27 protein-coding genes are annotated in these 25,631 nt (G+C 65.5%); 10 read left to right on the top strand and 17 right to left on the bottom strand.

Going from position 1 to position 25,631, the window contains the following annotated elements; genetic code table 11:
- The first annotated feature begins 168 nt into the window (after positions 1-168).
- Positions 169-1,854, top strand: coding sequence for a PE-PPE domain-containing protein (locus tag AWC27_RS25315; RefSeq protein ID WP_085673021.1), 1,686 nt, complete (start codon positions 169-171; stop codon positions 1,852-1,854).
- A gap of 3 nt (positions 1,855-1,857) precedes the next feature.
- Here AWC27_RS25315 and AWC27_RS25310 read toward each other — a convergent pair whose 3' ends face one another.
- The 10 genes from AWC27_RS25310 to AWC27_RS25265 form a co-directional block, all read right to left on the bottom strand.
- Positions 1,858-2,826 carry an NADPH:quinone oxidoreductase family protein gene (locus AWC27_RS25310; RefSeq protein WP_085673019.1) on the bottom strand — a complete coding sequence of 323 codons (969 nt, stop codon included), beginning with the start codon at positions 2,824-2,826 and terminating at the stop codon, positions 1,858-1,860.
- A gap of 4 nt (positions 2,827-2,830) precedes the next feature.
- Positions 2,831-3,691, bottom strand: coding sequence for an SDR family NAD(P)-dependent oxidoreductase (locus tag AWC27_RS25305; protein ID WP_085673017.1), 861 nt, complete (start codon positions 3,689-3,691; stop codon positions 2,831-2,833).
- A 55-nt stretch (positions 3,692-3,746) separates the two neighbouring features.
- Positions 3,747-5,180 carry an aldehyde dehydrogenase family protein gene (locus AWC27_RS25300; RefSeq protein WP_085673015.1) on the bottom strand — a complete coding sequence of 478 codons (1,434 nt, stop codon included), beginning with the start codon at positions 5,178-5,180 and terminating at the stop codon, positions 3,747-3,749.
- An 87-nt stretch (positions 5,181-5,267) separates the two neighbouring features.
- Positions 5,268-6,566 (bottom strand): MFS transporter, encoded by a 1,299-nt coding sequence (locus AWC27_RS25295; RefSeq protein ID WP_245847516.1) that lies wholly within the window; start codon positions 6,564-6,566, stop codon positions 5,268-5,270.
- 51 nt (positions 6,567-6,617) lie between these two features.
- Positions 6,618-7,826: an MFS transporter gene (locus AWC27_RS25290; protein ID WP_211281711.1), complete on the bottom strand. Its 1,209-nt coding sequence runs from the start codon at positions 7,824-7,826 to the stop codon at positions 6,618-6,620.
- Entirely contained in the window at positions 7,826-8,590 is a 765-nt protein-coding gene (locus AWC27_RS25285; protein ID WP_085673013.1) for a maleate cis-trans isomerase family protein, read from the bottom strand. Before AWC27_RS25285 ends, AWC27_RS25290 begins: the two co-directional genes overlap by 1 nt.
- 56 nt (positions 8,591-8,646) lie before the next feature.
- Positions 8,647-9,615 carry an SAM-dependent methyltransferase gene (locus tag AWC27_RS25280; protein ID WP_085673011.1) on the bottom strand — a complete coding sequence of 323 codons (969 nt, stop codon included), beginning with the start codon at positions 9,613-9,615 and terminating at the stop codon, positions 8,647-8,649.
- Positions 9,615-10,547 carry a class I SAM-dependent methyltransferase gene (locus AWC27_RS25275; protein WP_139837211.1) on the bottom strand — a complete coding sequence of 311 codons (933 nt, stop codon included), beginning with the start codon at positions 10,545-10,547 and terminating at the stop codon, positions 9,615-9,617. Before AWC27_RS25275 ends, AWC27_RS25280 begins: the two co-directional genes overlap by 1 nt.
- A 175-nt stretch (positions 10,548-10,722) precedes the next feature.
- The gene (locus AWC27_RS25270; RefSeq protein ID WP_085673007.1) at positions 10,723-11,352 is read right to left on the bottom strand and encodes a TetR/AcrR family transcriptional regulator; all 630 of its coding nucleotides are present in this window, start codon (positions 11,350-11,352) and stop codon (positions 10,723-10,725) included.
- 2 nt (positions 11,353-11,354) lie between these two features.
- A complete protein-coding gene (locus tag AWC27_RS25265) occupies positions 11,355-12,317 on the bottom strand; it encodes a pirin family protein (protein WP_085673005.1) in 963 nt (320 codons plus the stop codon).
- 98 nt (positions 12,318-12,415) lie between these two features.
- Between AWC27_RS25265 and AWC27_RS25260 the strand changes: the two genes are divergently transcribed.
- Complete coding sequence (locus tag AWC27_RS25260; RefSeq protein ID WP_139837205.1) at positions 12,416-13,837, top strand: chloride channel protein; 1,422 nt, start codon at positions 12,416-12,418, stop codon at positions 13,835-13,837.
- Here the strand turns inward: AWC27_RS25260 and AWC27_RS25255 are convergent.
- Together AWC27_RS25255 and AWC27_RS25250 are read right to left on the bottom strand one after the other, a co-directional pair.
- On the bottom strand, positions 13,834-14,382 hold the full coding sequence (locus AWC27_RS25255) for a Dps family protein (protein ID WP_085673001.1): 549 nt from the start codon (positions 14,380-14,382) through the stop codon (positions 13,834-13,836). The two genes, AWC27_RS25260 and AWC27_RS25255, sit on opposite strands and share 4 nt — an antisense overlap.
- Positions 14,383-14,423: 41 nt before the next feature.
- Positions 14,424-15,335, bottom strand: a complete 912-nt coding sequence (locus AWC27_RS25250) for a DNA-3-methyladenine glycosylase family protein (protein ID WP_085672999.1) — start codon at positions 15,333-15,335, stop codon at positions 14,424-14,426.
- A 38-nt stretch (positions 15,336-15,373) separates the two neighbouring features.
- On the opposite strand from AWC27_RS25250, the gene AWC27_RS25245 reads away from it, so the two are divergent.
- Complete coding sequence (locus AWC27_RS25245; protein ID WP_085672997.1) at positions 15,374-15,757, top strand: nuclear transport factor 2 family protein; 384 nt, start codon at positions 15,374-15,376, stop codon at positions 15,755-15,757.
- A 4-nt stretch (positions 15,758-15,761) separates the two neighbouring features.
- On the opposite strand, the gene AWC27_RS25240 is transcribed toward AWC27_RS25245, so the two are convergent.
- The 4 genes from AWC27_RS25240 to AWC27_RS25225 are packed head-to-tail and all read right to left on the bottom strand — an operon-like array spanning position 15,762 to position 18,492.
- On the bottom strand, positions 15,762-16,142 hold the full coding sequence (locus tag AWC27_RS25240) for a DUF427 domain-containing protein (protein WP_085672995.1): 381 nt from the start codon (positions 16,140-16,142) through the stop codon (positions 15,762-15,764).
- 28 nt (positions 16,143-16,170) lie between these two features.
- Positions 16,171-16,953 carry a class I SAM-dependent methyltransferase gene (locus tag AWC27_RS25235; RefSeq protein WP_085672993.1) on the bottom strand — a complete coding sequence of 261 codons (783 nt, stop codon included), beginning with the start codon at positions 16,951-16,953 and terminating at the stop codon, positions 16,171-16,173.
- Between the two features lie 22 nt (positions 16,954-16,975).
- Positions 16,976-17,989, bottom strand: a complete 1,014-nt coding sequence (locus AWC27_RS25230) for an NAD-dependent epimerase/dehydratase family protein (protein ID WP_085672991.1) — start codon at positions 17,987-17,989, stop codon at positions 16,976-16,978.
- Positions 17,986-18,492: a nuclear transport factor 2 family protein gene (locus tag AWC27_RS25225; RefSeq protein ID WP_085672989.1), complete on the bottom strand. Its 507-nt coding sequence runs from the start codon at positions 18,490-18,492 to the stop codon at positions 17,986-17,988. The genes AWC27_RS25230 and AWC27_RS25225 overlap by 4 nt, the downstream gene beginning before the upstream one ends.
- Before the next feature lie 39 nt (positions 18,493-18,531).
- Here AWC27_RS25225 and msrA point away from each other — a divergent pair, with 39 nt between their 5' ends.
- Positions 18,532-19,047: a peptide-methionine (S)-S-oxide reductase MsrA gene (msrA, locus tag AWC27_RS25220; RefSeq protein WP_085672987.1), complete on the top strand. Its 516-nt coding sequence runs from the start codon at positions 18,532-18,534 to the stop codon at positions 19,045-19,047.
- Positions 19,048-19,137: 90 nt separating this feature from the next.
- Here the strand turns inward: msrA and AWC27_RS25215 are convergent, their stop codons facing one another.
- Positions 19,138-20,466 (bottom strand): cytochrome P450, encoded by a 1,329-nt coding sequence (locus AWC27_RS25215; RefSeq protein WP_085672985.1) that lies wholly within the window; start codon positions 20,464-20,466, stop codon positions 19,138-19,140.
- Positions 20,467-20,586: 120 nt separating this feature from the next.
- On the opposite strand from AWC27_RS25215, the gene AWC27_RS25210 reads away from it, so the two are divergent.
- The 6 genes from AWC27_RS25210 to AWC27_RS25190 all read left to right on the top strand — a co-directional run bounded on the left by AWC27_RS25210 (position 20,587) and on the right by AWC27_RS25190 (position 25,631).
- Positions 20,587-21,192 (top strand): TetR/AcrR family transcriptional regulator, encoded by a 606-nt coding sequence (locus AWC27_RS25210; RefSeq protein ID WP_139837204.1) that lies wholly within the window; start codon positions 20,587-20,589, stop codon positions 21,190-21,192.
- Between the two features lie 44 nt (positions 21,193-21,236).
- Positions 21,237-21,449, top strand: a complete 213-nt coding sequence (locus AWC27_RS25205; protein ID WP_085672981.1) for a TOBE domain-containing protein — start codon at positions 21,237-21,239, stop codon at positions 21,447-21,449.
- A gap of 3 nt (positions 21,450-21,452) precedes the next feature.
- Positions 21,453-22,496, top strand: coding sequence for a zinc-binding dehydrogenase (locus AWC27_RS25200; protein ID WP_085672979.1), 1,044 nt, complete (start codon positions 21,453-21,455; stop codon positions 22,494-22,496).
- 177 nt (positions 22,497-22,673) lie between these two features.
- Positions 22,674-22,796 (top strand): hypothetical protein, encoded by a 123-nt coding sequence (locus tag AWC27_RS32935; RefSeq protein WP_264079376.1) that lies wholly within the window; start codon positions 22,674-22,676, stop codon positions 22,794-22,796.
- 53 nt (positions 22,797-22,849) lie between these two features.
- Entirely contained in the window at positions 22,850-24,175 is a 1,326-nt protein-coding gene (locus AWC27_RS25195; RefSeq protein ID WP_085672977.1) for a YcaO-like family protein, read from the top strand.
- 226 nt (positions 24,176-24,401) lie between these two features.
- Positions 24,402-25,631 carry a YcaO-like family protein gene (locus AWC27_RS25190; protein WP_139837203.1) on the top strand — a complete coding sequence of 410 codons (1,230 nt, stop codon included), beginning with the start codon at positions 24,402-24,404 and terminating at the stop codon, positions 25,629-25,631.

The raw sequence follows: 25,631 nt of genomic DNA, 5'->3' as shown, positions 1-25,631 counted from the left end.
CCTCATTCCCTAACGCGCACGGGCGATTTCGCCGTACCGGCCATCCGGCGGACGACACCCATCTAGGCTTAGCGATACCGGGCCCCGCGATGGTCGGGTTCGCCGGGTCATCGGTATCACAGCATCGTCGGTTTACGACGCAAAACCCTGGGTGAAGGGAACTGCTCGATGTCATATGTAACGACGCAACCGCAGGTGATCGCGGATGCCGCGGCTAGTCTGGCGCAGATTCGTTCGGCTATGGCGTCGGCCAGCGCGGCCGCGGCGAGTCCGACGACAAGCCTGCTGGCGGCGGCCCAGGACGAGGTCTCCGCGGCCGCCGCGGCGCTGTTCGGCTCATACGCCCAGGAATATCAGGCGGTCGTCAGCCAGGCGTCGCTGTTTCACGACGAATTCGTCCGGGCGCTGACCGGCGCCGGGAATGCGTACGCGGTGGCCGAGGCCACCAACGCGGCACCGGCCCTGCTGGCGGATCCCTTTGTCGCACTGATCATGCAGGGCAGCGGTATCTCCATACCGACGGTCCCCTACATGAAGAGCGTCGAACCCTACATTCGGCACCTATTCGGTACGCCCGCCGATCTGATTCCGTTGACCACCCCCGAGGGGCTGTATCCGCTGACCCAGATCAAGGACCTGCCACTCAACCAGTCGGTGTCTACGGGGGTCCAAATACTCGACAACGCGCTGTACGGCCCCCAAGGACTGATCAGCCAACAACATTTGAATGTCAACGTTTTGGGGCTTTCCCAAAGCGCTGTCATCACTTCGCTGGAAATGCGGCACCTGGCGTCCCTGGGCAGCCCGAACACGAACAATTTGTCCTTCACGCTGCTGGGCAATCCAATGAATCCCAATGGCGGCCTGATGTCTCGCTTCGCCGGCCTGCAGCTACCGAGCATCGGCCTGGACTTCTATGGTGCGATGCCCACCCACACCGGCTACCAAAGCAACACCTACTCGTTCATCTACGACGGGTACGCCGACTTCCCCAAGTATCCGATCAATTTGCTGGCTGACATCAACGCTTTTGCCGGTATCCAGTACGTGCACGGCAACTATCCCGATCTCGATCCGGCGCACCTACCCACCGGATATCAGCTTGTACACCTGCCCACGACCGATCCGAACAACAACTTCTACATGATCACCTACTCGAACCTGCCGATCCTGGAACCGCTGCGTGCCCTGCCGATACTCGGCAATCCGCTGGCCGACCTGATCCAGCCGGATCTGACGTACCTCATCAACCTGGGTTACGGCGACCCGCACTACGGCTATTCGCTCGGGTATGCCGATGTGGCAACACCATTCGGCCTCCTTCCGTCGGTCGACCCGGTGAGCTTCGCCGGCGATATGGTCACCGGCGCGCAGCAGGGCGTCGGCGCGTTCGTCAGCGACATCAGTGCGATGAGCGCGCCATCGCCGGCCGGTCCGGGCGGCCTGTTGGGCTCGCTGACGTCGACGTTCAGCTCGGGCGGGACGGGCGGCACCGGCGGGCCCAGCTTGCTGCCGTCGCTGTCCCTGAACTTCTCACCAGACAACTTCATTCACACGCTGAAGACGCTCAATACCGATATCACCAACACGATCACCAACACGTCGGCGAATCTCTACGCCATCGGGCTGCCCACAGCCGATATCGCCAATGCGGTGCTGACCACGCTTCCGTCCTACAACCTGAACCTGTTCCTCGACGGAGTCCAGCAGGTGGTCGACGGCGACCCGGTTGGCGGGCTCAGCTACGCCTTCGGTGCGCCGATCGCCGCTGACACCGCACTGCTAACGCTCGCAGGCGGTTTCGAGCTCAACGTCCTACTCAATGCCATCGGAGAGATCGCCGGCGGCGACTGAGGATCAGGGTTCCAGGACGAGCTTGCCCAACACACCGCCGTCGTCAAGGGCCTGCAATGCGGCCCTGGCTTCGGACAACGGATAGCGCTGTGGCGGGGGCGGTCTCAGGCCGAGGCATACCAGTTGGTTGAGGCCCCAGGAGAACAGGTCGGCCGATCCGGGGACCTTGTTGAGGTACTCGCCCCACGCCACACCCACCACGCTGATATTGCGCAGCAACAGGCGGTTGACCTGGAGCGTGGGAATGCTGCCGGCCGCGAAACCGATGACCAACAGCTTGCCGTCGATAGCCAGCACACGCAGCGCGTCGTCGAATGTCGGACCACCGATGGGATCGACCACGATATCCACGCCTTTGCCGTATGTGTGCTCGAGCACCTGCTCGGCCCAGGCGTCGCTCAGCGGCAGCACCACGTCGGCCCCCAGCGAGGCGACGTAGTCGATCGCACTCTCCCGGTGCACCACAGCCAAGACCTGGCTGGCGCCCATCGCGCGGGCGAGCTGGACGGCGGCCGTGCCCACTCCGCCGGAAGCGCCCAGCACCAGCACTGTGTCACCCGGGCGCATGGTGGCGCGCCGGGTCAGGGCGAAGTACATGGTGTTGTAGTTGACCAGCAGCGACACCGCTTCGGCATCGTCGAGCTCCGCCGGGCTGCGCACCACGTTGGCCACCGGCACGGCCACCTGTTCGGCATAGCAGCCGAGCACACCGAACGCCGAAACACGTTCGCCCACACGGAACCCCGAATCCTCGGGTGCCGATAGCACAACGCCGGCGGTCTCCATGCCGGGCACAAAGGGCGGCGGCAACTTCAGCTGATACTCGCCCTTGCTCAGCAGCAGATCCGGATAGCACACTCCGGCGGCGCGAACGTCGATGACGATGTTTTCGCCGTCATCGACCACGTCGTCGATATCCGTATAGACTATGCCGGACGGGCCGGAAAGCTCTTGTACGACACAGGCTTTCATCTAGTTACAACTTGAATCCAGCTTTTTGCGCGCCGGACAGATCAGTGATCTGCGACCACTGCTCGGCGACATCGGCCACCGACGGCGGCTTGTCGAAGCTGACCCCGTCGTTCTGGAACAGCGCAACGCGCTGCACCTTGCCCCCGCCGACGACGAACACCGACGCATTGTCGTCGGATTCCTCGGTGCACAGGTAGGCGACGATCGGCGCCACGAACTCCGGTGTCAGCTTCTCCAGTACCTCGGGCGGCAGAATGTCCTCGGTCATCCGGGTGGCTGCGACCGGAGCGATCGCGTTGGCATGGATGTTGTACTTGGCCCCCTCCAGGGCCAGCGTGTTGATCAGTCCGACCAGACCGAGTTTGGCTGCGCCGTAATTGGTTTGGCCGAAATTGCCGAACAGCCCACTGGTGGAGGTGGCGACCACGACCCGGCCGTAACTCTGCTCGCGGAAATGCGGCCACGCCGCGCGGATGACGTTGTACCCGCCGTACAGGTGCACCTTGAGCACGGCGTCCCAGTTCTCCGACGTCATCTTGTGGAAGGTGCCGTCGCGCAGGATCCCGGCGTTGCTCACCACACCGTGTACGGCGCCGAACTCGTCGAGCGCGGTCTTGATGATGTTCGCCGCGCCGTCCTCGGTGGCGACGTTGTCGTAGTTGGGAGCTGCGCGACCACCCGCGTCGCGGATCTCGGCGACGACGTGGTCGGCCATGTTGTGGCCGGCGCCGGTGCCGTCACGGGCTCCACCGAGGTCGTTGACGATGACGCTGGCGCCTTCGCGGGCGAGGGTTAGCGCGTATTCGCGGCCCAGTCCCCCACCGGCTCCGGTCACAACGACGACGCGATCCTGCACTCCGGGCATCAGTTTCCTCTCTGCAGTTATGAAAAGTCTTGGCTGTTATGGGATTTGGAATGGGTCAGAACAGCCGGCGAGCCAACTTGAACGCCCGCTCGGTGTAGGGCGGGTAGATCATCTTCGAGAAGTCGGGACGGGTGGGTTTGGTCAGCACCGACTTGCGGTGGCTGAACTCGTCGAAGCCGTATTTGCCGTGGTAGGCACCCATGCCCGAGGCGCCGACGCCGCCGAACGGCAGCTTGGCCGTCGATACCTGGAAGGCCAGGTGGTTGACCAGCATGCCGCCTGCGCTGACCTCCCTGATGACCCGCTCGCGGGTGGCTCGCGCCTTGGTGAACAGGTAAGCCGACAGCGGCTTTGGCCGGGCATTGACGAAGCCGATCGCGTCATCGAGGGACTTGACGGTGACCACCGGCAGGATGGGACCGAAGATCTCGTTGGTCATCAGCGGCCCGTCGGGATCGGGGTCGACGACCACTGTCGGCTGGATGCGCAGCGTGGATGCGTCACATCCGCCGCCCACGGCGACGTTTGCCGTGCCGTCGTCTTTAGCGGCGGATATGTAGCTGCTCAACCGGTCGAACTGACGCTGGTTGACGATGCGCAGCCCCTTCGGGTCGTCTTGCGACCGGAACTTGGTAAGGGCAGCACCGATCTTGCTGACGAGTTCGTCGCGAATCGTCGCGTCGGCCAGCACATAGTCGGGTGCGACGCAGGTTTGGCCGCCGTTGAGCAGCTTGATCCAGGCGATCCGCTTGGCCGCGACATCAACGTCGGCGTCGGCGGCCACGATGACCGGGCTCTTGCCGCCCAGCTCCAAGGTGCACGGAGTCAAATGCGGCGCCGCGCCTTCGTACACCTTGCGGCCGATCTCGGTTCCGCCGGTGAACATCACCCGGTCCAAGCCCTGAGCGATCAGCTCCTGGCTCACCGAGCCGTCACCCTCGATTACCGCAATAGCGTCGTTGTCGAGGTAGCGCGGCACCAGCTCGGCCATCAGCCGAGACGAAGACGCGGCGATTTCCGAGGGCTTGAGGACGACGGCGTTTCCGGCGGCGATCGCCCCGACCGCCGGACCCAGCGTCAGGTAGAACGGGTAATTCCAGGCGCCGATGATCAGCACGGTGCCATAGGGCTCGTACTCGATCCAGCCGCGCCCGGGCAGCTGCGGCATCTCGAGCAGCAGGTACTTGCGCCGGGTCCACTTGCGCAGCTTCTTTGCCGCGTACTTCGCTTCGCCCGCGGTGGTCGCGATGTCGGCGATGAATGCCTCGACCGCGTTGCGGTCGAGATCTTCGGCCAGCGCCTTTGCGATCGCGGCCTCGTTTTCCTCCACCAGCTTCGCTAGCTGAAGGAGTTGCTGTTTGCGCCACTCGATGCTGCGGGTGCGCCCGCTGGCGAAGGTCTTGCGCAGCCGGGCGACCGTCCCGGCGACGTCGGTCGATTGGGGGGCGCCAGCAGTGGGCGCGACTTTGGGTGGGGATTCGGTGGTCATCGTTGTCCTTCCTGTCCCGAATCTGTCCCGAGGCAACCACGGCTAAGTGCGCGCGGTCGTTTCAACGGGCGATAACCGCGATCCTAATCACCCGGCTGAAGCAGCAGTAGGACGCGTTGGCAAAGCCGGCCGTTCAGCGCGGAACGCCGGTATGGCGGCTATGGCGCTCAGCAAGGCCACCGCGGCGAAAACGGCGAACGCCGCGCGGAAGCCGAAGGGCAGCAGAATCGCCTGGAACGCAAGGCTGCCGATTCCCATGCCGGCCCACAGCATGCAGGAATTGAGCCCGATGGCTTGCCCACGGTTGCCGGGCAGATCGGTGACGATGCCGACCAGGGGTGGCTGGGTCATGTCGTAGCCGAGGGACAGGGCGACCACGGCGGCCTGAACCAACCCCAACGCAGGCTCGACCGCAAACACCGCCGTGCACACTCCGGCCAGGGCCAGCCCGAGCGGAATGATCCGGGCGCGGCCGTAGTGATCGGCCAGGTGTCCGATAGCGGGGCCCAGCAGCAGGCCCGGAATGCCGTAGCCGAGCAGCACCAGCCCGATCTGCGTCCCGTCCAGGTGGGCCGACTGCTGCAGATACACCCCGAGCCAGCTGTAGATGCCGGCGTGCAGCATCGCGTTGATCAGCACGAAGCCGTAGGTCCGGCGGGCCCGCGTAACACGCAGCAGTCCGGCGAACCCGGAGAGGATCTGACGAATCGGCTGGGCCACGTGCGTCGCCGGGGTATCCGGGATCAACCAGAGGCTCAGTGCGAACAACACCCACGCGATCACGGTCACCACCACGAAGAGCCCACGCCAGCCCAGCAACGGCTCGCCCAGCGCACCGCCGGCGGCACCCAGCGCAGTACCGCCGGCCATCCCACCGAACAGCCAGCCCAGGACACGCCCTCGGCGCTCATACGGCACTAAATCCCCGACTAGCGCAACGCTGATGGGCACCACACCACCGGCCCCGACGCCGGTGCCCAACCGCAGCGCGATGAATTCCGCCGCATTGCCGGCCAACGGGGTGGCCGCGACCATCGCAACGAAAATCGCCAGCGAGACCAGGATTACCGGGCGCCGGCCCAATCGATCCGAGAGCGTGCCCCACAGCAGCACCATGGCGCCGTAGGGCACCAGAAAGGCCGGGACGCCGAGGCCGACGATCCCTGGAGAAGTGGAGAAGTCCCGGGCCAGCGTAGGCAGGATCGGCGCGACCATGAAGATCTGGGCGAAAAGCACGAATGCGATGGCCGTCGTGAGTGCTACGGTCGCCGGCCACGGGGGAGTATCGGCGCTCGAGCCGCCTGTCAGCCTGGGCAGGACGGCCTTGACCGCATTCCTGAATCCCCACTGAGGTGGGTGGTGAAATCCGGCACTTCCAACCGCCACGGCTGCACCTGCCTTTTGACCAGCAGAAACCTCATGTTAACCAAACACATGTCAGATAACAGTCACTTTGAGCGCAGGACGTTCGACGCGGAACAGCCGCACCGCGGCCAGGCCGAACAACAGGGCCACGCCGGCGAATACCCAAAACGCCGCGGCAAAGCCCGCGGGAAGCAGCACGGCGCGAAATGCGAGACTGCCCAAACCCATGCCGACAAAGAGCGTGCAGGCGTTGAGACCGATGGCTTGACCGCGGTTGCCGGGCAGGTCGGTGACGATGCCGGCCAGCGGCGGCTGGGTCATGTCATAGCCCAGTGAGAGGGCGATGATCGCCACCTGCACCATTGCCAGCGGAGGCTCGATGGCCAGCAACGCCGCGCAGGCCGCAGCCATGACCAGACCGGGCGGGATGATCAGAGCCCGGCCGTGGCGGTCGGCCCAGTGTCCGATCACGGGTCCGAGCAGCAGCCCGGGGATGCCGTAACCGAGCAGGACCAGTCCGATCTGAGTTTCGTTGAGCTGGAAGTGCCGGTACAGGTACACGCCGAGCCAGGTGTAGATCCCAGCGTGCAGTACCGCATTGACGAGCACATACAGATACGTCCGGCGCGCTCGCGAATTGCGCAGCAGGCTCACGTAGCCGGCTACCAGCTGGCGCGCCGGAAGCGAAGTACGCGGACCCGTGGCCCTGGGGATCAGCCGCAGGGCCACGATGAACAGCACCACCGCGACGACGCTGACCACGCTGAACAGCCCGTCCCAGCCCAGCACGGGTTCACCCAGCGCCCCGCCGGCGGCACCGAAAGCCATACCCCCGGCCATGCCGCCGAACATCCACCCCAGCGCGCGTCCGCGCCGCTGATAGGGCACCAGGTCGCCGATCAGCGCCAAGCCGATGGGCACCACCCCGCTTGAGCCCACCCCGGCGGCGAGCCGAACGCCGATGAATCCCGCCGCATCCTCCACCAGCGGCGTAACAGCCGTCAGGATGGCGAAAAGCGCCATGCAGCACAGGATTACCGGGCGACGACCCCAGCGGTCCGAGAAAGTCCCCCACACCAGCACCATCACTCCGTACGGCAGCAGAAAGGCCGGCACGGCGAGGCCGACCACAGTCGGCGTACTGGCGAATTCGCGGGCCAGTGCTGGCAGGATCGGCGCGACCACGAAGATCTGCACGAATACCAAGAAAGATGCCGCCGTGAGCAACGCCAGCATGCCCCGCGGTGGTCCGGCATCCACGGCCGGGGCGGCCGGCCGCATCAGGCGGCCGCTCTGAACAACGCCCCCGAGCCCTCCGCGACCGCAGGCAGCCCAAGCGTCCGCAGGATCTTCCAGGAGGTCGCGGTCGCTGCGGTGATCACCGGCACCCCGAGCGCCCGCTCGACTTCCGGGATCGCCGAGAGCGAGGGCATTTGCACACACGCGGAAAGCACCACGGCGTCCACACCTCGTGTGTCCAGTCGGCCGGCGATTTCCGGCAGCCGACGTGGATCGAGCCGTCCCACCGCCAGGTTGTCGTCGACCTCGAGACTGATCGCGTCGTGCACATGCACGCCGGCGGCGTCGATGTAGTCGACGACCAGCCCGGTGAGGTCCTTGACGTATGGGGTGACGATTGCCGTCCGGCTGACACCGAGGTGCCGCAGGGCCTCGATCAGGGCACCCGCGCTGGACACCACATCGATGCGATCCCCTGCCGCGGCTGCGGTCGCGGTGGCGGTCAGCCGGGACTCGATCTCGCAGTGCGCGCCCGCACCCAGGGACATGATGGCTACCAGACAGGCATAGGCCATCACGTCGACGCCGGCGTCGGCCAGTTCGGTGGTGGCGCGCTCGGCGTCGGCGTTCATCGACTCAAGTTCTTTGGCGGCAACGGTTTTCATCCGCATCCGGGCCGCGTGGAAGGTGAACTGCGCCCCGGAAACGGCACTCGTACGCCGCAGCACCTCTGGCACTTCGGCTTCCATGGTGGTGTTGGAACTGGGCACCAACAGACCGACGCGACGGCTGGAAAGAAGATGCATGCGCATATCTTCGCCGGTGATGTGAGCTACGTCACTACCTAAATTTTACGGGTGCGTCAGCCCTTGGCTGCCGTGACAAACCTGTTCGCGAACGGACGTTCCGTCGATTGCGGCGGCCGGCCCAGTCGTGTGGCTTCGTCGTGTGAGCTCACCGTCTGCGCAGACCAGCCGTGCGCGGCGAACCAGTCGGCGGGCTCGGGGCGGCCCTCGTCGTCAAACCACAGCTCGAACGGGTTGAACGAGGTGTCTTCGCCGCGAGCCGCGCGCCGCGCGCGCAGACGGGCCCACTTCTCTTCGGCCTCTTCCCGCTTGTCTTCGTCCACGCCGAACATCTCCACGGCCACCCGACTGCCCGGCCCGCTCAGCGAGTCGATGGCGGCGAACATCGCTTCCTGCGCAGCCGCGGGTAGGAACGGCAGCAGCCCCTCGGCCAGCCAGGCCGTTGGCTGGATCGTGTCGAAACCCTTGTCGCGCAACGCCTTCGGCCAGTCATGGCGCAGGTCGACTGGTACCGCACGCCGGTCGGCCACCGGGGTGGCGTTGTGGCCGGCAAGGGTCTGCTCCTTGTACTCGAGCACCTTGGGCAGATCGATCTCGTAGACGGTGGTGCCGGCCGGCCAATCCAGCCGGTACGCGCGCGAATCCAGACCCGCGGCCAAAAGCACGACCTGCCGGATGCCCGCCGCCACCGCGCCGGCAAAGTACGCGTCGAAGAAATGCGTGCGTACGGCCTGGTAGTCGATCATCTGCTGGGCATCGACGCTGAAGGCGTCGTCTTCTGAGTCTTCTGAGTCTTGTGAGTCTTGGGAGCCATCGTCGGGCCCGTCCGGCTCGGGCGCCCACCAAGCGGCAACCTGATCGCGCACCTTGGCCAGTTGCGGGGTGGAAACCAGCGGCTCGGCGAATTCGTCGCGGATGAGCGGGTTGTCGCTGGCGGTCTCAGCGGCACGCGCCAGCGCGACCATTACCGCGGTCGCCCCGACACTGGTCGCGATGTCCCAGGAATCGTCCGCGGTGCGGGCCACTACAACCGCTCCGCGGTCACAAAGTCGGAAAAGGCTTGCCTGTCGTCGGCCATCGGAACGCCCTCGACCCACCGGCCCACCCGGCGCATCTCGTCGATGGCGTTTTGTGCCGCGGCCCGCCACCCGTGGTCGTTGAGCCAGTCGCCGAGTGCGGCGCGATCCTCGTCGCGGTAGATCAGCTCTCCCACGTCGATGGTCTGCTCGAGGCCGAGCGTCTCGGAGACCTTCTTGAACCGCTCGCGCATCTGTTCGCGCCGCTCGTCGGAATGATTGCCCGCCGTTTCGGCCGCGATCCGGCTGCCCGCCGGGCTCAGCTCGCCGATCTGGGTGAATAGCCGATCCTGTGCCTCAGCGGGCAGGTACATCAACAGGCCCTCGGCGAGCCAGGCGGTCCGCGCCGTCGGGTCGAAGCCGGCCGCACGCAACGCCGCCGGCCAGTCCTGACGCAGATCGATCGCCACCTCGCGACGTTCGGCGGCAGGCGTCACGCCGTTTTGGGCCAGCGTCTCGGACTTGAACGCGAGCACCTGGGGTTGGTCGATCTCGTACACCGTGGTGCCGGCCGGCCAGTCCAGCCGGTACGCCCGGGAATCCAGTCCGGACGCCAGGATGACGATCTGCCGAATTCCGGCGGCGACGGCGTCGGCGAAGTAGGTGTCGAAGAAATTCGTCCGCACCGCCTGGTAGCTGCGCATGTGCTGGACGGTGGCGGCCGTTTCGGCGTCGAGGGCCTCCACCTTCGCCACCATGTCTTCGTCGAGCATCGCTTCCCAGATGACGCCCGCCTTGGCGTTGGTCACCAGCAGTTTGGCGTACGGATCGCGGATCAGCGGTTCGGCCTGCTCGGTTTCCACGGCGCGGGCTGCGGCCACCATCACCGCGGTGGCGCCGACGCTGGTCCTGATGTCCCAGGTGTCGTCATGGGTGCGCATTGTGCTCATTGCATGCTCCCGCTCTCGGTAGGTTTCCGTGAGGTGTCGCAGGGGCGCACCTTCAGCAGATTTCGGAACGGCCAGAGATCAGTCATGGCGCCACCATCGTATCTAGTAAGTTAGGCAATCTATACGCTTTGTGCGCCAGGTCACTCGAAGACTGCAAGCCGCGGGTCTACTTCCGCCAGGCCGTGCCGGACAGCAGCCGCGCCAATGACTCGGTGAGGGCTTCCATCTCCTGATAGCTGCCGACAAAGCCGGCATAGAAACCCACACCGCACAACACCACCAGCAGTGTCTCGGCCATCGAAGCCGCGTCGGTGCCGGCCACCAGCTCACCGCGTTCGATCGCATCCTGGACCGCCCACGTCAGAAAGTGACGGCTGATGCTGACGGCGTCGTTGTCGCCCCGATTGAGTTCCGGGTGCCGCTGAGACTCCAGCACAGCGGTAGCCAGGAAGGCCGCCGTGGACGGATTCTTGGCGTCGGCCTCCAGCGCCACGGCCATGAATGTGGAGATCCGGGCCAACAGTGAGGTCTCGCGGCGGGCCCGTTCGATGCCCGCGGCGACGACGAGTTCGTTGGTCTGGTCCACCACCTCGCGATACAGCACCCGCTTGCTGGAGAAGTAGTGGTTGATTGCCGGCCGCGTCAGATCGGCGCGGATGGCGATCGCCTGAAAGGTCGCCCCGTCGTAGCCGCGTTCGCTGAAAACCTGGCGGGCGGCGCGCACGATGCGCCTGCGCGTCTCGTCCGCCTTTGCCGCCGGGGGACGACCTGGGCCACGACTGGCCGTAACCTGCATTTTTAAAGTGTGCCACCGCCATGGTTCGGCATTAGCGCGTTCGGCGGGATGCTACGGAACTTCCCAGCTTGATAGTCCTCGAGCGCCTCGATGACTTCGGCCCGCGTATTCATCACAAAGGGCCCATAATGGAAGACCGGCTCCCGAATCGGCCGCCCCCCGAGGATCAACACATCGAGGGTCGAGCCGGATGCGGCCAGGGCGATCCGGTCGCCATGTCCCAATACGGCCAGCTGGCCTTGCCGAATCGGATGTGCGGCCGGCCCCACCGACCCCTGTCCGGACAGCACGTACACCAGCGCATTGAAGTCCCGCCGCCACGGAATATCAAGGCGCGCAGCCTTTTCCACCGTGGCATGAGCCAGCGTGATCGGCGTGTGGGTGACGCCCGGCCCGCGATGGCCGTCGATCTCACCGGCGATGATACGGATCAGCGCCCCGCCGTCCCCGGATGCGAGCAGGCCGACGTCGCCACCTTCGATGGCCTGATACCGCGGCGGAGCGAATTTGTCTTTCCTCGGCAGATTCACCCATAACTGGATGCCATGAAAAACACCCCCGCTGTTTACCATCTCGACAGGTGGCGTCTCGATATGTAGGATGCCTGATCCGGCAGTCATCCACTGTGTCGCGCCGTCGGCGATCAGCCCGCCACCACCGTAAGAATCCTGGTGCGCGAACTTCCCGTCGATCATGTAGGTAACGGTTTCGAAGCCACGGTGCGGGTGCCAATCGGTCCCCCTGGGCTCGCCGGGCTGATACTCCACCTCACCCATCTGGTCCATGTGCACGAACGGATCCAGCGCGGCGGCGCTGACCCCGGCGAAGGCGCGGACCACCGGAAAGCCCAGGCCTTCGTATCCGCGCGGGCCGGTGGTGATCGACCGGACCGGGCGTTCGGCGTCGGCGGGAGCCGACAAACCGACCCGTGGCAATGTCAGTGTGTCTGCGGTAACGGCAGGCATATCTACCTCCTGATTTGAGAGCTCTCGACGAGCTATCGATCTAACCGGCTATAACCGGACCGCAGTCCGGTTATTCCCAGTTGCCTTAGGATGGCGTGGTGGACGAACCGGAGCCGCGCGAAGCGCCACCCGAATCCGCAGGCGGACGGTTCGGCGCATCGATCCGAAACGCGGGCTACCTGCGTAAATGGTTTCTACTCGGCATCACCATCGGCGTCATTGCCGGCCTGGGAGCCGTGGTCTTCTACCTCGCGCTGAAATACACCGGCGAGTTCCTGCTCGGTTATCTGGCGGGCTACCACATCCCGAGACCCGTCGGCGAGGGCGGTAGCCACGGGTCGGCGGGCTTCGTCCGGCCGTGGGCGATCCCGCTGGTGACCACGGGCGGGGCACTGCTGTCGGCATTCATCGTCGCCAAGCTCGCCCCGGAGGCCACCGGCCACGGCACCGACGAAGCCATCGAGGCCGTGCACAGCGATCCGCGCGCCATTCGCGCCCGCGCGGTCCTGGTGAAGATGGTGGCCAGCGCGCTCACCATCGGCTCGGGCGGCTCCGGCGGCCGCGAAGGGCCGACGGCGCAGATCTCGGCCGGCTTCTGCTCGCTGCTGACCCGACGGCTCGGGCTGTCCGACGAGGACGGCCGCACCGCGGTAGCCCTGGGTATCGGCGCGGGCATCGGCGCCATCTTCGCCGCGCCGCTCGGCGGGGCGGTGCTGGCCGCGTCGATCACCTACCGCGACGACTTCGATTACCGCAGCCTGTTGCCGGGTTTCATCACCTCCGGGACGGCCTACGCGGTGCTGGGCTCGTTCCTGGGATTCGACCCGCTGTTCGGCTACATCGACGCCGAGTACCGCTTCGAACGGGCATGGCCGCTGCTGTGGTTCGTGGTCCTCGGCCTGATCGCCGCGGCCGTCGGCTACCTGTATGCCCGAATCTTCCACGCGTCGGTGGCGCTGACCCACCGGCTGCCCGGCGGGCCGGTCCTCAAGCCGGCGATCGGCGGGCTCCTGGTCGGACTGTTGGGGCTGCTCATCCCGCAGGTACTCAGCAGCGGCTACGGCTGGGCGCAGCTGGCCGCCGACCGCGGGTCGCTGATGGCGATTCCACTGTGGATCATCATCGTGCTGCCGATCGCCAAGATCATCGCCACCTCGCTGTCGATCGGCACCGGCGGATCCGGCGGATTGTTCGGGCCAGGCATCGTCATCGGCGCGTTCGTCGGCGCCGCGATCTGGCGCCTCGGTGAGCTGACCGGACTGCCCGGGGTACCCGACGCGCCGGGCATCTTCGTCGTGGTCGGCATGATGGCGTGCTTCGGCAGCGTCGCGCGGGCGCCGCTGGCGATCATGATCATGGTCGCGGAGATGACCGGCTCATTCTCGGTGGTGCCCGGAGCCATCCTCGCCGTCGGGATCGCGTCGCTGCTCGTGTCGCGCACCAACGTCACCATCTACGAGGCGCAGCGGCTCAACCGGGAGACCGCCGCGGCCGAACGCGCCCGCAACGCCGACGACTAGGACTTGCGTTTCGCGGTTTTAGCAGCGGCCTTCTCGGTGTTCGACCCTTCGTGGGCCAACTTGCCGCCGGAGTTCTCCAGGTGGGCGCGGGCAAACCACTGGAACTGCTCGAGGTTTCCCGCCTGGCCGATCAGCATGTCCTGGGTGACCGGATCGAGCTCCTCGGTCTCCTCGATGGACTTGCGGATGTCTTCGATCACCCCGGTGTAGACCACGTCGAGTGCGGCCAGGTGGGCCTGCACTGTGTCGCGGCCCACCGAATAGTCGTCCCACTCGCGATCGCTGATGATCGCACCCGGTGTTCCCTGCGGCGACGCACCGAGGGCCGCGATGCGCTCGGCGACTGCGTCGGCATAACCGCGCACCGCGTCCACCTGCGGGTCGATCATCTCGTGCACGCCAATGAAGTTCGGGCCCACCACATTCCAATGAATGTGTTTGAGCGTCAGGTGCAGGTCGTTGTAGGTACTCAGTTGCTTCTGCAGCAGCTCGGCGAGCCGCGCTCCCTGCTTGTCGGTCAATCCCGGAATGGTGAACTGTGTCATTTCCGTTGGGTACCCGAAGTGTCCGGCCTCAAAAGCGCCGGCTAGATCTTGCGGATCTGCTGCACCGGCAGCCGCGCTCCGCGGCGCGGTTCGTAGGCCAGCCCGCTGGCCTCGAGTAACCGGACCACCCGGTGGCGATGGGGCCGCATCGGTTCCAGCAGTTCAAGCATGCTCGCGTCGTCGACCGGATGGCCCAGCAACGTCCAGCCGATCATCTTGGGAATGTGGTAGTCGCCCACCGACAGCGCATCGGCGTCGCCGAAGGCACGCTGGGCGGTCTCGGCCGCAGTCCACACGCCAACCCCCGGCAGCGACGTCAGCGCCTCGCGCGCCTGCGCCGCCGGCAGCGAGACCAGCCGCTCCAGCGACGACGCCCGTTGCGCGCAGCCCACCACCGTCTGCGCGCGCCGCGGATCGACGTTGGCGCGGTGAAACTCCCAGGAGGGGATGTGACGCCAGGCCTGCGCCGACGGCATTACGCGCATCCCGCTGGGCGCCGGTCCGGGCGCCGGCGAGCCGTACTTGGTCACCAGCACCCGCCAGGACCGGAAGGCGTCTGCGCCTGGTACCCGCTGCTCGATCACCGCCGGCAGCAAAGCTTCCAGCACCTGCCCGGTTCGGCCCAGCCGCAGATGCGGCAGGCGGCGATGTGCGGCAGCCACCGTCGGGTGCTGCGGCACGAAATCAGAGGCGTCGTCGTCGGCGCCCAGCATCGCCGGCAACAGCTCGACGAACTGTTCGGCGCCGCCGCCCCACGCTTCACAATGCGCCGCGTCCGGGCCGGCGCGGCTGATGCACGCGGTGACAGGCCCGGTGGTCAGCAGGCTGGTCCGCCAGATGGTGCCGTCGCCGGGCATCCGAAAGCAGGGATCGCCGGGGCCGCGGCGTAGCGGCGCCAAAGTGTGCCCGAAGCTGGCCACTCCGGGGAGTGTGACGGTGCGTGCGGCCTTCACCCCAACAACTCTCCACTATCTGAAAGGATGGCGATGTGATGACGCCGTTCGACGACCCGCAAGCCGAACTGGCCTGGATGTTCATGCAGAGCATGAGCGAAGGCGGGGATCTGGACGAAGGGTTCGAGTTGCTCAGCGAGGACTTCACCTACTGGAGCATCGTCACCCGTGCCGAGATCGATAAAGCGACACTGCGGCGCGCGGTCGAGCGCCGCAAACGAGTCTTCGAGGTCAACATCGATCTGCTGCGGTGCCTCAACGAGGGAGAAACGGTGGTCATCGAGGGGCAGGTCGACGGTGTCACCGTCGAAGGCGCCAAGTACGACAGTCCGTTCGTGTGCATCTTCGACACCCGCGACGGCCTGATCGTGTCGATGCGCGAGTACAGCGACACCCAATCGCTGGCCAAGGTCTATCCCTAGTGTCCTAGGGCACTACCGTGATTTCCGCCTTGTTCGGATAAAACGCGACATGGCCGGCAATGGCCGCGACCGCGGGATAGGGCTGCTCGTAAGTCCAAATGACATCGGCGACGGTGTCGCCGGCCGCGGTGGTCACGCTGTAGTAGCTCGCCTCACCCTTGAATGGGCAGTAGCTGCTGGTCTCGGTGCGGGTAAGCCGCTCCTGCACCACATCTGTCAGCGGAATGTACTGCACCACAGGCAAAGTGGCTTCCCGCAATTGCAACGCCGCGGAGGTGTCCGCTATTAGTTCGCCGTTGACGCGAACCTCTACTCGTCCCGGGGTGGGCTCGATGGTGATCGGGTGTCCGGCACTGGGCTCTAGGACTGGGGGGTGACTACTCATGCTTATCTCCAACGTCAGTGGTCATTCATCATTCCCGGCCGAACGCATACCGGTGATATTGCGCCATCGTGCGCAATACCGGTATTACCGCCATCGCTCGGCCCAGCCGTCGAAACACCGGCGACACCAGGTCAAACGTGTCGCTGTCGAACACCGATTCCCACGCCAGCAGACGCACGCCCGGCACCGCATCGAGGATGTCGCCGGGACCGTTGATGCCCCAGTGCAGGGTGGATCCCGAGCGGCGGACCACGGAGTTGGTCACCTGAGTCCGGATCCCCAAGGTGTTGAACGCATCGAACTGCAGCTCGCCGCGGGCGAATCGATCGACGACCCGGCGCAGTAGCGCCAATCCGTCGTCCTTGGTCAGGTACATGGTCAGACCCTCGGCAAGGAAGAGTGCAGGACGGTCGGCTGGGATTTCGGCCAGCCAACCCGGGTCGGTCACCGATGCCGACAGCAGCCGATAGTGCTCCCGCTCCGGGTACACCTGCTTGCGCAGCGCGATGACGTCGGGATAGTCGACGTCATACCACCGCACACCGGCCGGCGGATCGAGCCGGTAGACACGGGCATCCAGACCACAACCCACGTGCAGCACGACGGCTTGCGCATGTGCGGCCAGGAACTGGCGCGCCCAATTGTCGAAATGCGCGGTGCGCACCGCTACTGAAGGCGCTCGCCGGGGCGTGATAGTCGTTGCGGCCCAGTCGTATTCGATGCGGTCCACGGCGGCTTTGGCGTACTGGTCGTTCAGGATCGAACGAGGCGCATCGGCGTCGAGTGCCTTGGCGTACAGGGTCGCCAGCATCGTCTGCGGGGGACCCTGAAGGTCAACGCGAACGCGTTTCACTCTTAGCGGCCTCCCGCATCGCGACCCAGAATCGGGCGGCCTCCCGGATCGATTCCTCGACCGGCCTTGGCTGCCAGCCCAATTCGCGGACCGCTTTGCCGTGGTCGAGGTCGGCTTCGGCACGCATCATCCGCACCGACTGCAGGCTGAGCTCGCTGTCTTTGCCGGTGAGCCGGGCTCTCAGACTGCCCAACGCCCCCAGGGCGTACAGCATGGGTATCGGGATCGACCGTTGCGGCGGGCGAACACCGGCTTCGTCGGCCGCGATCCGGATCACCTCGTTCAACGGCATCATCCGCTCGGAGATGAGGTAGCGTTCGCCGCTGCGTCCGCGTTCGGCGGCCAGGATCATGGCGCGGGCGGCGTCGTCGACACCCACAACTTCCAGTTGCACGTCCTTCATCCCGAAGGGCAGTTTGCCGAAGACCGCGCCGGCGATGAACGCGCCGTGTGGCGTGCCACCCCAGTCACCGCCGCCGTACGTCGTCGAGACGCACATGGCCACGGCGGGCAAACCGAATTTCGCGACGTACTCCATCACCAGGTTCTCGGCCTGCACCCGGGACTTGACGTAAGGAGTCACGCCGCTGGTGTCGATCACGTCGTCTTCGGTCGCCACACGCCCATGCCGCCGGCCCACAGTGGCGTAGGTGCTGGTGAAGACGAACCTGTGCAGATTTGCGTCTTTGGCCACATCGAGGACGTTGCGCAGGCCCTCGACGTTGGTGCGAAACAGCGGAGCCGGGTCGCGCAGCCAGGCGCGGGTGTCGACGACGCAGTAGTAGACGTCGTCGCAACCAGCCATCGCCGCACGCAGCGCGGTGCTGTCGAACACGTCGCCGTGAAATCTGGTCACTTCCAGGTCGTCGATGGCGCGGGTATTGGCGTTGGGCCGCACCATCGCCCGCACGTCTTCGCCGTCGGCTGCCAACAGCCGGGTCACATGGGAGCCCAGGAAGCCGTTGGCGCCGATAACCAGCTTGGGTGCGCTCATCGCGTTCCTCCGTATTGCTGCATCCAGCGCGCGGCGTCCTCGTCAAGGGTGCCCAGCGCCTGTGCCTTTTGGCACCACTTCATGCCTGCCTTCAGGAAGCGCAACGGGTTGTAGATGTCTTCTTGGCGACGCCATTGACCGTCGCCGGCGTAGGTGATGATCGAAATGTTGGTTGCGCTGATGACGCTGCCGTCGCCGGGGTCGGCCATCGGGTTGTCCAGTTCGGTGATGATTCGCCCGGTGGGTTCGTCGATCACCGACCACAGCGACGGGAACGCCACCATATGGCTGCCCGGAAACGTCGTCATCGTGCGCTGAATCCAGTCGCGCACCTGCTCACGTCCGCGCATCGTGCCCGCCGCATGTTCGACGTATTCGACGTCGGGGGTGTAGTGCTCGACCCAGGCGTCCCAGTCCCGCGTCTGGGCGGCGCGGGCGACGGTCTGCTCGAACTTTTCGAAGGCTGCGGCCAGTTCGCTGCGGGTGAACTGCGGGCCGCTCACGAACCGTTACACCTCACGGGCGGAGTGTAGCCTGGGCCCATGGCTGACAACCAAAGGGCGATCCTGGCCGGCGGCTGCTTCTGGGGAATGCAGGACTTGATCCGCAAGCAGCCCGGTGTGGTCTCGACTCGCGTCGGCTACAGCGGTGGCGACGTCCCCAACGCCACGTACCGCAACCACGGTACGCACGCCGAAGCCGTCGAGATCGTCTTCGATCCCACCGCTACCGATTACCGCACGCTGCTGGAGTTCTTCTTCCAGATCCACGACCCGACCACCAAGGACCGCCAGGGCAACGACCGCGGACCCAGCTACCGCTCGGCCATCTTCTATGTCGACGACGAGCAGAAGCGCATCGCCCTGGACACCATCGCTGACGTCGAGGCATCCGGCCTGTGGCCGGGCAAGGTAGTCACCGAAGTCAGCCCGGCCGGCGATTTCTGGGAAGCCGAACCCGAGCACCAGGACTACCTGCTGCGCTACCCCAACGGGTACACCTGCCACTTCGTTCGGCCCGGCTGGAAGCTGCCGCGGCGTGCGGCAGCTAGCCAATGAATGTCCGCATTGAGTGGGTAACCACGTAGCTGCGCAGCCGATTCTCCCGCCCCACGTACACTTTCGAAGCCGTGGCCGCACTTGACGGCGTTAGCGCCGGCGGTGGACCGTGATCCGGCCGCCGTTCTTGGGAATGAACGCCACACCGCGGTTGTGCGAACGCTCTCCCGGCGCGGTGGTGGTGTCGATGGTGAACTCGCGCAATACCGTTCGCAGTACCACGTCCATCTCCATGTTGGCGAACGCGGCTCCAACGCAGCGCCGCGTTCCGCCGCCGAACGGGATCCAGGCCAACGGCGAGGGTTTGCTCTCGATGAAGCGCCGCGGGTCGAAACGGTCCGGGTCGGGGAAGATCTCCGGATTGCGGTGCATCCGCGAAATGCTCACGATGATGGAGTATCCGCGGGGAATGGCGTAGTCGCCGAGCCGATACAGCGGTGAGAACACATGGCGCGGGGCGAAATCGATGACGTTGCCCACCCGCTGGACTTCCAGAATCGTCGCCTGACGCAGCTCACCACCGCCGGCGTCTGCTTCCCCGACCAAGGCCTGCAGCACCTCGGGATGGCGGGTCACCCGCTCGAAAGCCCAAGCCAGGGTGGAGGCCGTGGTCTCGTGGCCGGCGGCCAGCAGGGTGAGTAGTTCGTCGCCAATATCCTTGCGCGACATGGCCGAACCGTCTTCGTAGGTGCTGCGCAACATCAGCGCGAGGACGTCGGTGCGATCGGCGAAGTTGGGATCGGTCCGCTCAGCGGCGATCAGCCTGTCGATGACGACGTCGTACTGGCGCCGCCACTCGGCCAGCCGGCCCCATGGGCTGAATCGGCCGTAGTCGCGCTGGGCCTGTGGCATTAGCGCCATCTTCGAGCCCAGCGTGACCCACGGCGGGATGATTCGGCGCAGCTCGTCCAGGTCGGCACCGGCGGCCCCGAAGACGGCACGCAGGATGGCGTTGAGCGTGATGTGATTCATCGCCGGCAAGGTCGGAAACGACTGGCCTTCAGGCCACTTCGCCGTCTCGCGCAGGGTCTCCTCTTCGATGATGGCCTCGTAGTTCTTCATGCTCTTGCCGTGAAACGGTGGCGCCAGCAGCCGTCGTCGCTGGCGGTGCTCGTCACGGTCGAGCGCGAACACCGAGCCGGACCCCAGCAGCCGGCTCAGGTTGGGCTTGATATTGCCCAGCTCGTCGGGGCTGCTGGTGAATATCCGTTTGGCCAATTGCGGCTCGCACACCACCACGACGTGTCCGTAGACCGGGATGTGCACGGTGAAAACGTTGCCGTAGCGACGTACCAACCGATCGAAGTACCGCCGTCGCGCGAAGGCAAATCCCAAGCCCTGCAACAGTTTCGGAGACCGCACCGCCGGGGGCAGCCGAACGTCTGTCGCTGCGGATGGGGCGGCGAGCACTTCACTCATGGAGGCATGACTCCCAACATCTTCGTTGGTACTGCGGCGTACCGGCAGCCTTTTCCCGTACGGTACTCTGTGGTACCAACCCTGACAAGTGGCCCGATAATTGCGGAAGGGGATTCGGTGGTGACGGCGGTAGCTGGCAGCGCGATTCAGGTTGAGCCTGATCCGTTTCGGCTTCGGCTGCTCGACGGCCTCGCCGCCTCCATCCGGGAGCGCGGATACCGCGCCAGCACCGTCGCCGACATCGTCCGTCACGCACGGACTTCGAAGCGGACGTTCTACAGCCAGTTCTCCAGCAAGGAAGAGTGCTTCCTGGAACTGCTGGAGGTGGAGATCGCGATCATGGCCAACGACATCCGGAACGCGGTTGATCCCGAGGCCGACTGGCACGACCAGATCCGTCAGGCCGTGCAAGGCTACGTCGGCAATATCGAGTCGCGCCCGGCCATCACCCTGAGCTGGATTCGCGAGCTTCCCTCTCTGGGTGACATCGCGCATCCCGTCCAGCGTCACGGGCTTGAGCTGCTGACGAGCCTATTGGTCGACCTGAGCGGCAGTCCGGGTTTCCGCCGCGCCCAGCTACCGCCGCTGACTGCGCCATTGGCGGTGATCCTGGTGGGCGGCCTGCGTGAACTGGTGGCGCTGGCCGTCGAAGACGGCAGACCGGTCCGCGAAATCGTGGAGCCGGCGGTCGATGCGGCGATCGCGTTGCTCGGTCCGCGTCACTAGTTAGGCTCAGTGGGGCCAACCCGACTATCACCTGGAGGACCGCCATGCGCCTGTCGACTCGCAACCAGCTGAAAGGAACGATCACCGAGGTCGACCTCGGCAGCGTAATGGCAATCGTGAAGGTGCGACTCGACGGCGGCGACCAGGTGGTCACCTCCTCGGTCACCAAGGATGCGGCGGTGGAGCTCGGCCTTGAGGTGGGCCAGCCCGCGACGGTATTCATCAAATCGACAGAAGTGACGATCGGCGTCGAGTAACCCATGCCAGCCACCATGCGCGCCGAGCGCTTCTACGCCGACGCCAAAAGGGTTGTGCTCGAAGACGTTCCGATACCGGAGCCGGGCCCCGGTGAGGTGCTGGTCAAGGTGGCGTTCTGCGGGATCTGCCACTCGGACCTAAGCCTGATCAATGGAACGTTCCCGGCATTGCGGCCGGTGGTGACCCAGGGCCACGAGGCGTCGGGGACCATCGCCAAACTGGGCCCTGGCGTGAGTGGGTGGGCCGAAGGCGACCGCGTGGTGGTGGCCGCCGGCCGGCCCTGCCAGCAGTGTGCCAACTGCCGGCGCGGCGACATTGTGAACTGCACGCAGATCCAGCTGATGGCCTTCGCCTATGACGGCGCGTGGGCGGAATACACTGTGGCCCAGGCCGCCGGCCTGACCCGCGTTCCGGACAACGTCTCAATGGAGCAGGCCGCACTCCTGGCCGACGCGGTGTCCACCCCGTTCGGGGCAGTGGTGCGTACCGGCAAGGTGGCCGTCGGCGAATCGGTCGGGGTGTGGGGCGTCGGCGGGGTGGGGACCCACATCGTGCAGTTGGCCCGATTGGTGGGCGCGGCGCCGGTGGTCGCGGTCGACGTCAACCCCGCGGTGCTGGATCGCTCGCTGGAAATCGGCGCCGACTATGCGTTCAACTCGCGCGACGACGGGTTGCACGACAAGATCGCAGAAGTCACCGGCGGCCGGATGTTGGATGTCACCTTCGATACCGTCGGCGTTAAATCGACCTTCGAGCAGGCTTTTGCCAGCCTCACCGGCGGCGGACGGCTGGTGGGCGTCGGAATGAGCCAGGATGCACCGGCTTTCGGCTCCACGGCGATGCTGGTGTTGACCCGCAAGCAAGTGCTGGGGCACCTCGGCTATCAGAACGTCGATATCGGGACCCTGGCGAAGCTGGTTTCTCTTGGGCGCCTTGATCTTTCGCGGTCGGTTAGCGAGATCGTCGCGCTGGAAGACGTCGCATCGGGCATCGAGAAGCTGGAACGCCAAGAGGGCAATCCGATCCGCATTCTGGTCCAGCCCTAAGTAGCTGCCTACCCGGGTAAATCATCTGCTCGACGAATTGTCAATGGGTATGTTGTCGGCGCCTTCTCGCAACGGCGCTACCGGCGTCCATCGCTGATCATCCGCCTTGCTTGTTACCGTCGCGGCACGGCGCAAAACCTTGTGCCGCAACGTCACCGTGAAGCGAGGAGACAGCAAGTGAAGCCAGCCACGAAGAGTCCGTTCTGGGGTGGCGCGAAGGCCGGCCTCATTGTGCAAGGCGGCGCGCGGCTCACCGAGGCCGAGCGGGCCGTGCTGGCCCAGGCTGGACAGTCGCGGTAGGCCAACTGTGCTGTCCTGGAACAAGATACGGCCACCGAGAACGACCCGTGAAAATGACGACATTGCAAAGTGCGGCCGTACAGCGCAGTGAGCGGGAGTACTCCCTTGCAGACGCCGCTCACCGGGCGCTGACGGCGATCGGCGAATTGGGCTTGAACACCCGCCTGGAGTACTACGGCGGCAATCCCACAGTGTGGCGCTGTCAACTGTTGGACCGCCAACAACAACCGGTGCCGTCGGGTCTCGGCTACGGCAAGGGCGATATTCAAACGGCCCGCGTGGGGGCGATATACGAGGCTCTGGAAGTCCTTCTGGCTCAAGAATTTCGACCAGACACCCTGCAGTTGCGCTCATGCGCAGATGTCGCGATGTCACCGCTGGCGGGCGAGGCGTACGCCGATCTACTCGCCATGCAACCTGAGCAGCGGATTGCCTGCCGGATCTATAGCCAAATCAACGGCGACAATGAACTGGCGGTACCGCTGTTCTTGTCCAACATCGGATGGGCCGAAGACACCGCGTCACCGTTGCGGGCGCAGATCGGCGATACCACCGACTACGAATCGCTGGCGAGGTACTCCTCCAACAGGGGCAGCGCGATCGGCGGCAGCTTCGCCGAGGCGGCGGTGCATTCGCTCAACGAGGCCATTGAACGCGATGCCATATCACTGTTCCTCATCCAGACCTTCCTGGCCGCACAACCGACCGCGCCGGCCTTCTTGGATCCCCAGACGCTGCCCCATGACCTGCGCGAGTTGCTTGGGCTTGTACAGGAACGCCTTTCACGTCAGGTCTGGCTGATAGACATCACCAGCGACCTGGACGTGCCTGCCACGCTGGCATACGCATCCGCGCCGGGCGGTGGCTCGCGGCGCGGCTACGGGGCATCACTGTCGCGGCACTACAGCGTCTACCAAGCGCTGACCGAACTGCTGCAGGTTGAGCTGACCCACGAGAGCGAGGCAGATCGCCTGCGCGCCATCGAGCTGCTTGCCGAGTATCCGACCCTGCAGGCCTGCGCCGCATGCGAACTGCCGGCTCCCTCCAGGCCTGCAGAGACGTCGGCCTTCGTGCCCTATATCGATACCGACGCCCCGTCGTCGCCCTCCGAACATCTGAGCCGGGTGGTCGACAAACTCGCCTGGCATGGGTACAGCGCCTACCTCCACGAGGTTCATACCTCGAGCAACGGCGTCACCACCGTGCACACCCAGGTTCCGGACCTGGAGAACTTCTATATGATCGCCGGTGGCTCGGCCGTCGTGCCGGGTCGCCGCGGCATTCGCGCGATGCAGCAGCCAGCGTGGCCGCGTCGAGAGCAGCAAATCAACGATTTGTCAATAGGCACTTCGTCCATTTGCTCTGATGGAAACGCGTGATCGTCCATCGATCGCACCTGCGCTGCTTGTTACGGTCCGCCGCGGTATGCAAAACCGTGTGCCACACACCACAGTTAATCGAGGAGACAGAACATGAATCCACGTAGGTTGCGTTGGGGAATATCTTTCGCAGCGGCTGGCCTCATTCAGCAGAATGTGATCCTGACCGAGGCGGAGCAAGCCGTACTTGCCCAGGCTGGGCTGCAACGGTAGTTGTCTGACAACGATGCAGAGTACGGCTGTACAGCGCGGTGAGCGGGAGTATTCCCTTGCAGACGCCGCTCACCGCGCGCTCTCGGCAATCAGCGAATTGGGCTTCACCGTGCGATTGGATTACTACGGTGGCGATCCCACGGTGTGGCGCTGCCAGCTGTTCGACGGACAGCAACCGGCGCCAGGAGGTTCCGGCTACGGCAAGGGCGCCGTGGACACCGCCCGTGTCGGAGCGCACTACGAGGCGCTGGAACACTTTCTGACTCAACAACACCGGCCCGAGACCGTGCAGCTACGTCGCTGCGCAGAGCTCGTCGAGTCGCCGTTGGGCACCGAGTGCTACGCCGCCCTTCTCGCGATGCAGCCCGACCAACTGATCGCCTGCCGGATCTACCACCAACTCGGCGGCACCAATACCCTGGCGGTGCCGCTGTTCCTGTCCAACGTGTTGTGGGCGGACGACGCGGCGGCGCCCTTGCGCGCCGAGGTCGGCGACACCACCGACTACAGGTCGCTGATCAGATACTCCTCCAACAATGGCAGCGCCATCGGCGGCAGCTTGGCCGAGGCAGCGGTGCATTCGCTCAACGAGGTCATTGAGCGCGACGCGGTATCACTGTTCCTAGCGCACACGTTTCTGGCCACGCCACCGGCCCGGCCGGCGTTCTTGGCTCCCGAGACGCTGCCCGTCGACTTGCGCGAGCTGCTCGAGGCCGTGCAGCAACGTGTTTCGCGCAAGGTGTGGCTGGTCGACATCACTACCGATCTGGGCGTCCCGGCCACGCTGGCGTACGCGGCTGGACTGCCCGGCTGCTCTCGGCGCGGTTACGGGGCTTCGCTATCGCGCCACTACAGCATCTATCGAGCGCTCACCGAACTGCTAGAGGGCGAGCTGACCGACGATCGCGCCGAAGATCGCCGTCGCGCCGTGGACTGGCTTGCCGACTATCCGGCCCTGCAGGCGTGCGCCGCATTCGAATTACCGCCCCCGACAACCTCTTCGGACTACGTTCCATATGCTGACACCGAGGTTCCGCCGTCGCCCGCTCAGCACCTGAGCTGCCTGGTGGACAAGCTCGCCGAGCGAGGATACAGCGTCTACCTCAATGAGTTCCACGCCTCGGCCAACGGTGTCACCACCGTGCACATCCACGTACCGGAGCTGGAGCGGTTCAATATGATCGCCGACGGGCCCTCGGCCGTGGTGCCTGGCCGCCGTGCCCTCCGCGCCCTACAGGGGTAG

It is taken from the genome of Mycobacterium szulgai, from assembly GCF_002116635.1.
GTDB classification, from domain to species: Bacteria; Actinomycetota; Actinomycetes; order Mycobacteriales; family Mycobacteriaceae; genus Mycobacterium; species Mycobacterium szulgai.
The sequence above is the reverse complement of the archived record's forward strand: the minus strand, read 5'-3'. Positions and strand labels throughout refer to the sequence as shown.

What these genes read in the sequence shown, in the direction of transcription:
- AWC27_RS25315 (WP_085673021.1), top strand. Translation starts at nt 169, where the DNA reads ATGTCATATGTAACGACGCAACCGCAGGTGATCGCGGATGCCGCGGCT.
- AWC27_RS25310 (WP_085673019.1), bottom strand. Translation starts at nt 2,826, where the DNA reads ATGAAAGCCTGTGTCGTACAAGAGCTTTCCGGCCCGTCCGGCATAGTC.
- AWC27_RS25305 (WP_085673017.1), bottom strand. Translation starts at nt 3,691, where the DNA reads ATGCCCGGAGTGCAGGATCGCGTCGTCGTTGTGACCGGAGCCGGTGGG.
- AWC27_RS25300 (WP_085673015.1), bottom strand. Translation starts at nt 5,180, where the DNA reads ATGACCACCGAATCCCCACCCAAAGTCGCGCCCACTGCTGGCGCCCCC.
- AWC27_RS25290 (WP_211281711.1), bottom strand. Translation starts at nt 7,826, where the DNA reads ATGCGGCCGGCCGCCCCGGCCGTGGATGCCGGACCACCGCGGGGCATG.
- AWC27_RS25285 (WP_085673013.1), bottom strand. Translation starts at nt 8,590, where the DNA reads ATGCATCTTCTTTCCAGCCGTCGCGTCGGTCTGTTGGTGCCCAGTTCC.
- AWC27_RS25275 (WP_139837211.1), bottom strand. Translation starts at nt 10,547, where the DNA reads ATGCGCACCCATGACGACACCTGGGACATCAGGACCAGCGTCGGCGCC.
- AWC27_RS25270 (WP_085673007.1), bottom strand. Translation starts at nt 11,352, where the DNA reads ATGCAGGTTACGGCCAGTCGTGGCCCAGGTCGTCCCCCGGCGGCAAAG.
- AWC27_RS25265 (WP_085673005.1), bottom strand. Translation starts at nt 12,317, where the DNA reads ATGCCTGCCGTTACCGCAGACACACTGACATTGCCACGGGTCGGTTTG.
- AWC27_RS25255 (WP_085673001.1), bottom strand. Translation starts at nt 14,382, where the DNA reads ATGACACAGTTCACCATTCCGGGATTGACCGACAAGCAGGGAGCGCGG.
- AWC27_RS25245 (WP_085672997.1), top strand. Translation starts at nt 15,374, where the DNA reads ATGACGCCGTTCGACGACCCGCAAGCCGAACTGGCCTGGATGTTCATG.
- AWC27_RS25240 (WP_085672995.1), bottom strand. Translation starts at nt 16,142, where the DNA reads ATGAGTAGTCACCCCCCAGTCCTAGAGCCCAGTGCCGGACACCCGATC.
- AWC27_RS25235 (WP_085672993.1), bottom strand. Translation starts at nt 16,953, where the DNA reads ATGCTGGCGACCCTGTACGCCAAGGCACTCGACGCCGATGCGCCTCGT.
- AWC27_RS25230 (WP_085672991.1), bottom strand. Translation starts at nt 17,989, where the DNA reads ATGAGCGCACCCAAGCTGGTTATCGGCGCCAACGGCTTCCTGGGCTCC.
- msrA (WP_085672987.1), top strand. Translation starts at nt 18,532, where the DNA reads ATGGCTGACAACCAAAGGGCGATCCTGGCCGGCGGCTGCTTCTGGGGA.
- AWC27_RS25215 (WP_085672985.1), bottom strand. Translation starts at nt 20,466, where the DNA reads ATGAGTGAAGTGCTCGCCGCCCCATCCGCAGCGACAGACGTTCGGCTG.
- AWC27_RS25205 (WP_085672981.1), top strand. Translation starts at nt 21,237, where the DNA reads ATGCGCCTGTCGACTCGCAACCAGCTGAAAGGAACGATCACCGAGGTC.
- AWC27_RS25200 (WP_085672979.1), top strand. Translation starts at nt 21,453, where the DNA reads ATGCCAGCCACCATGCGCGCCGAGCGCTTCTACGCCGACGCCAAAAGG.
- AWC27_RS25195 (WP_085672977.1), top strand. Translation starts at nt 22,850, where the DNA reads ATGACGACATTGCAAAGTGCGGCCGTACAGCGCAGTGAGCGGGAGTAC.
- AWC27_RS25190 (WP_139837203.1), top strand. Translation starts at nt 24,402, where the DNA reads ATGCAGAGTACGGCTGTACAGCGCGGTGAGCGGGAGTATTCCCTTGCA.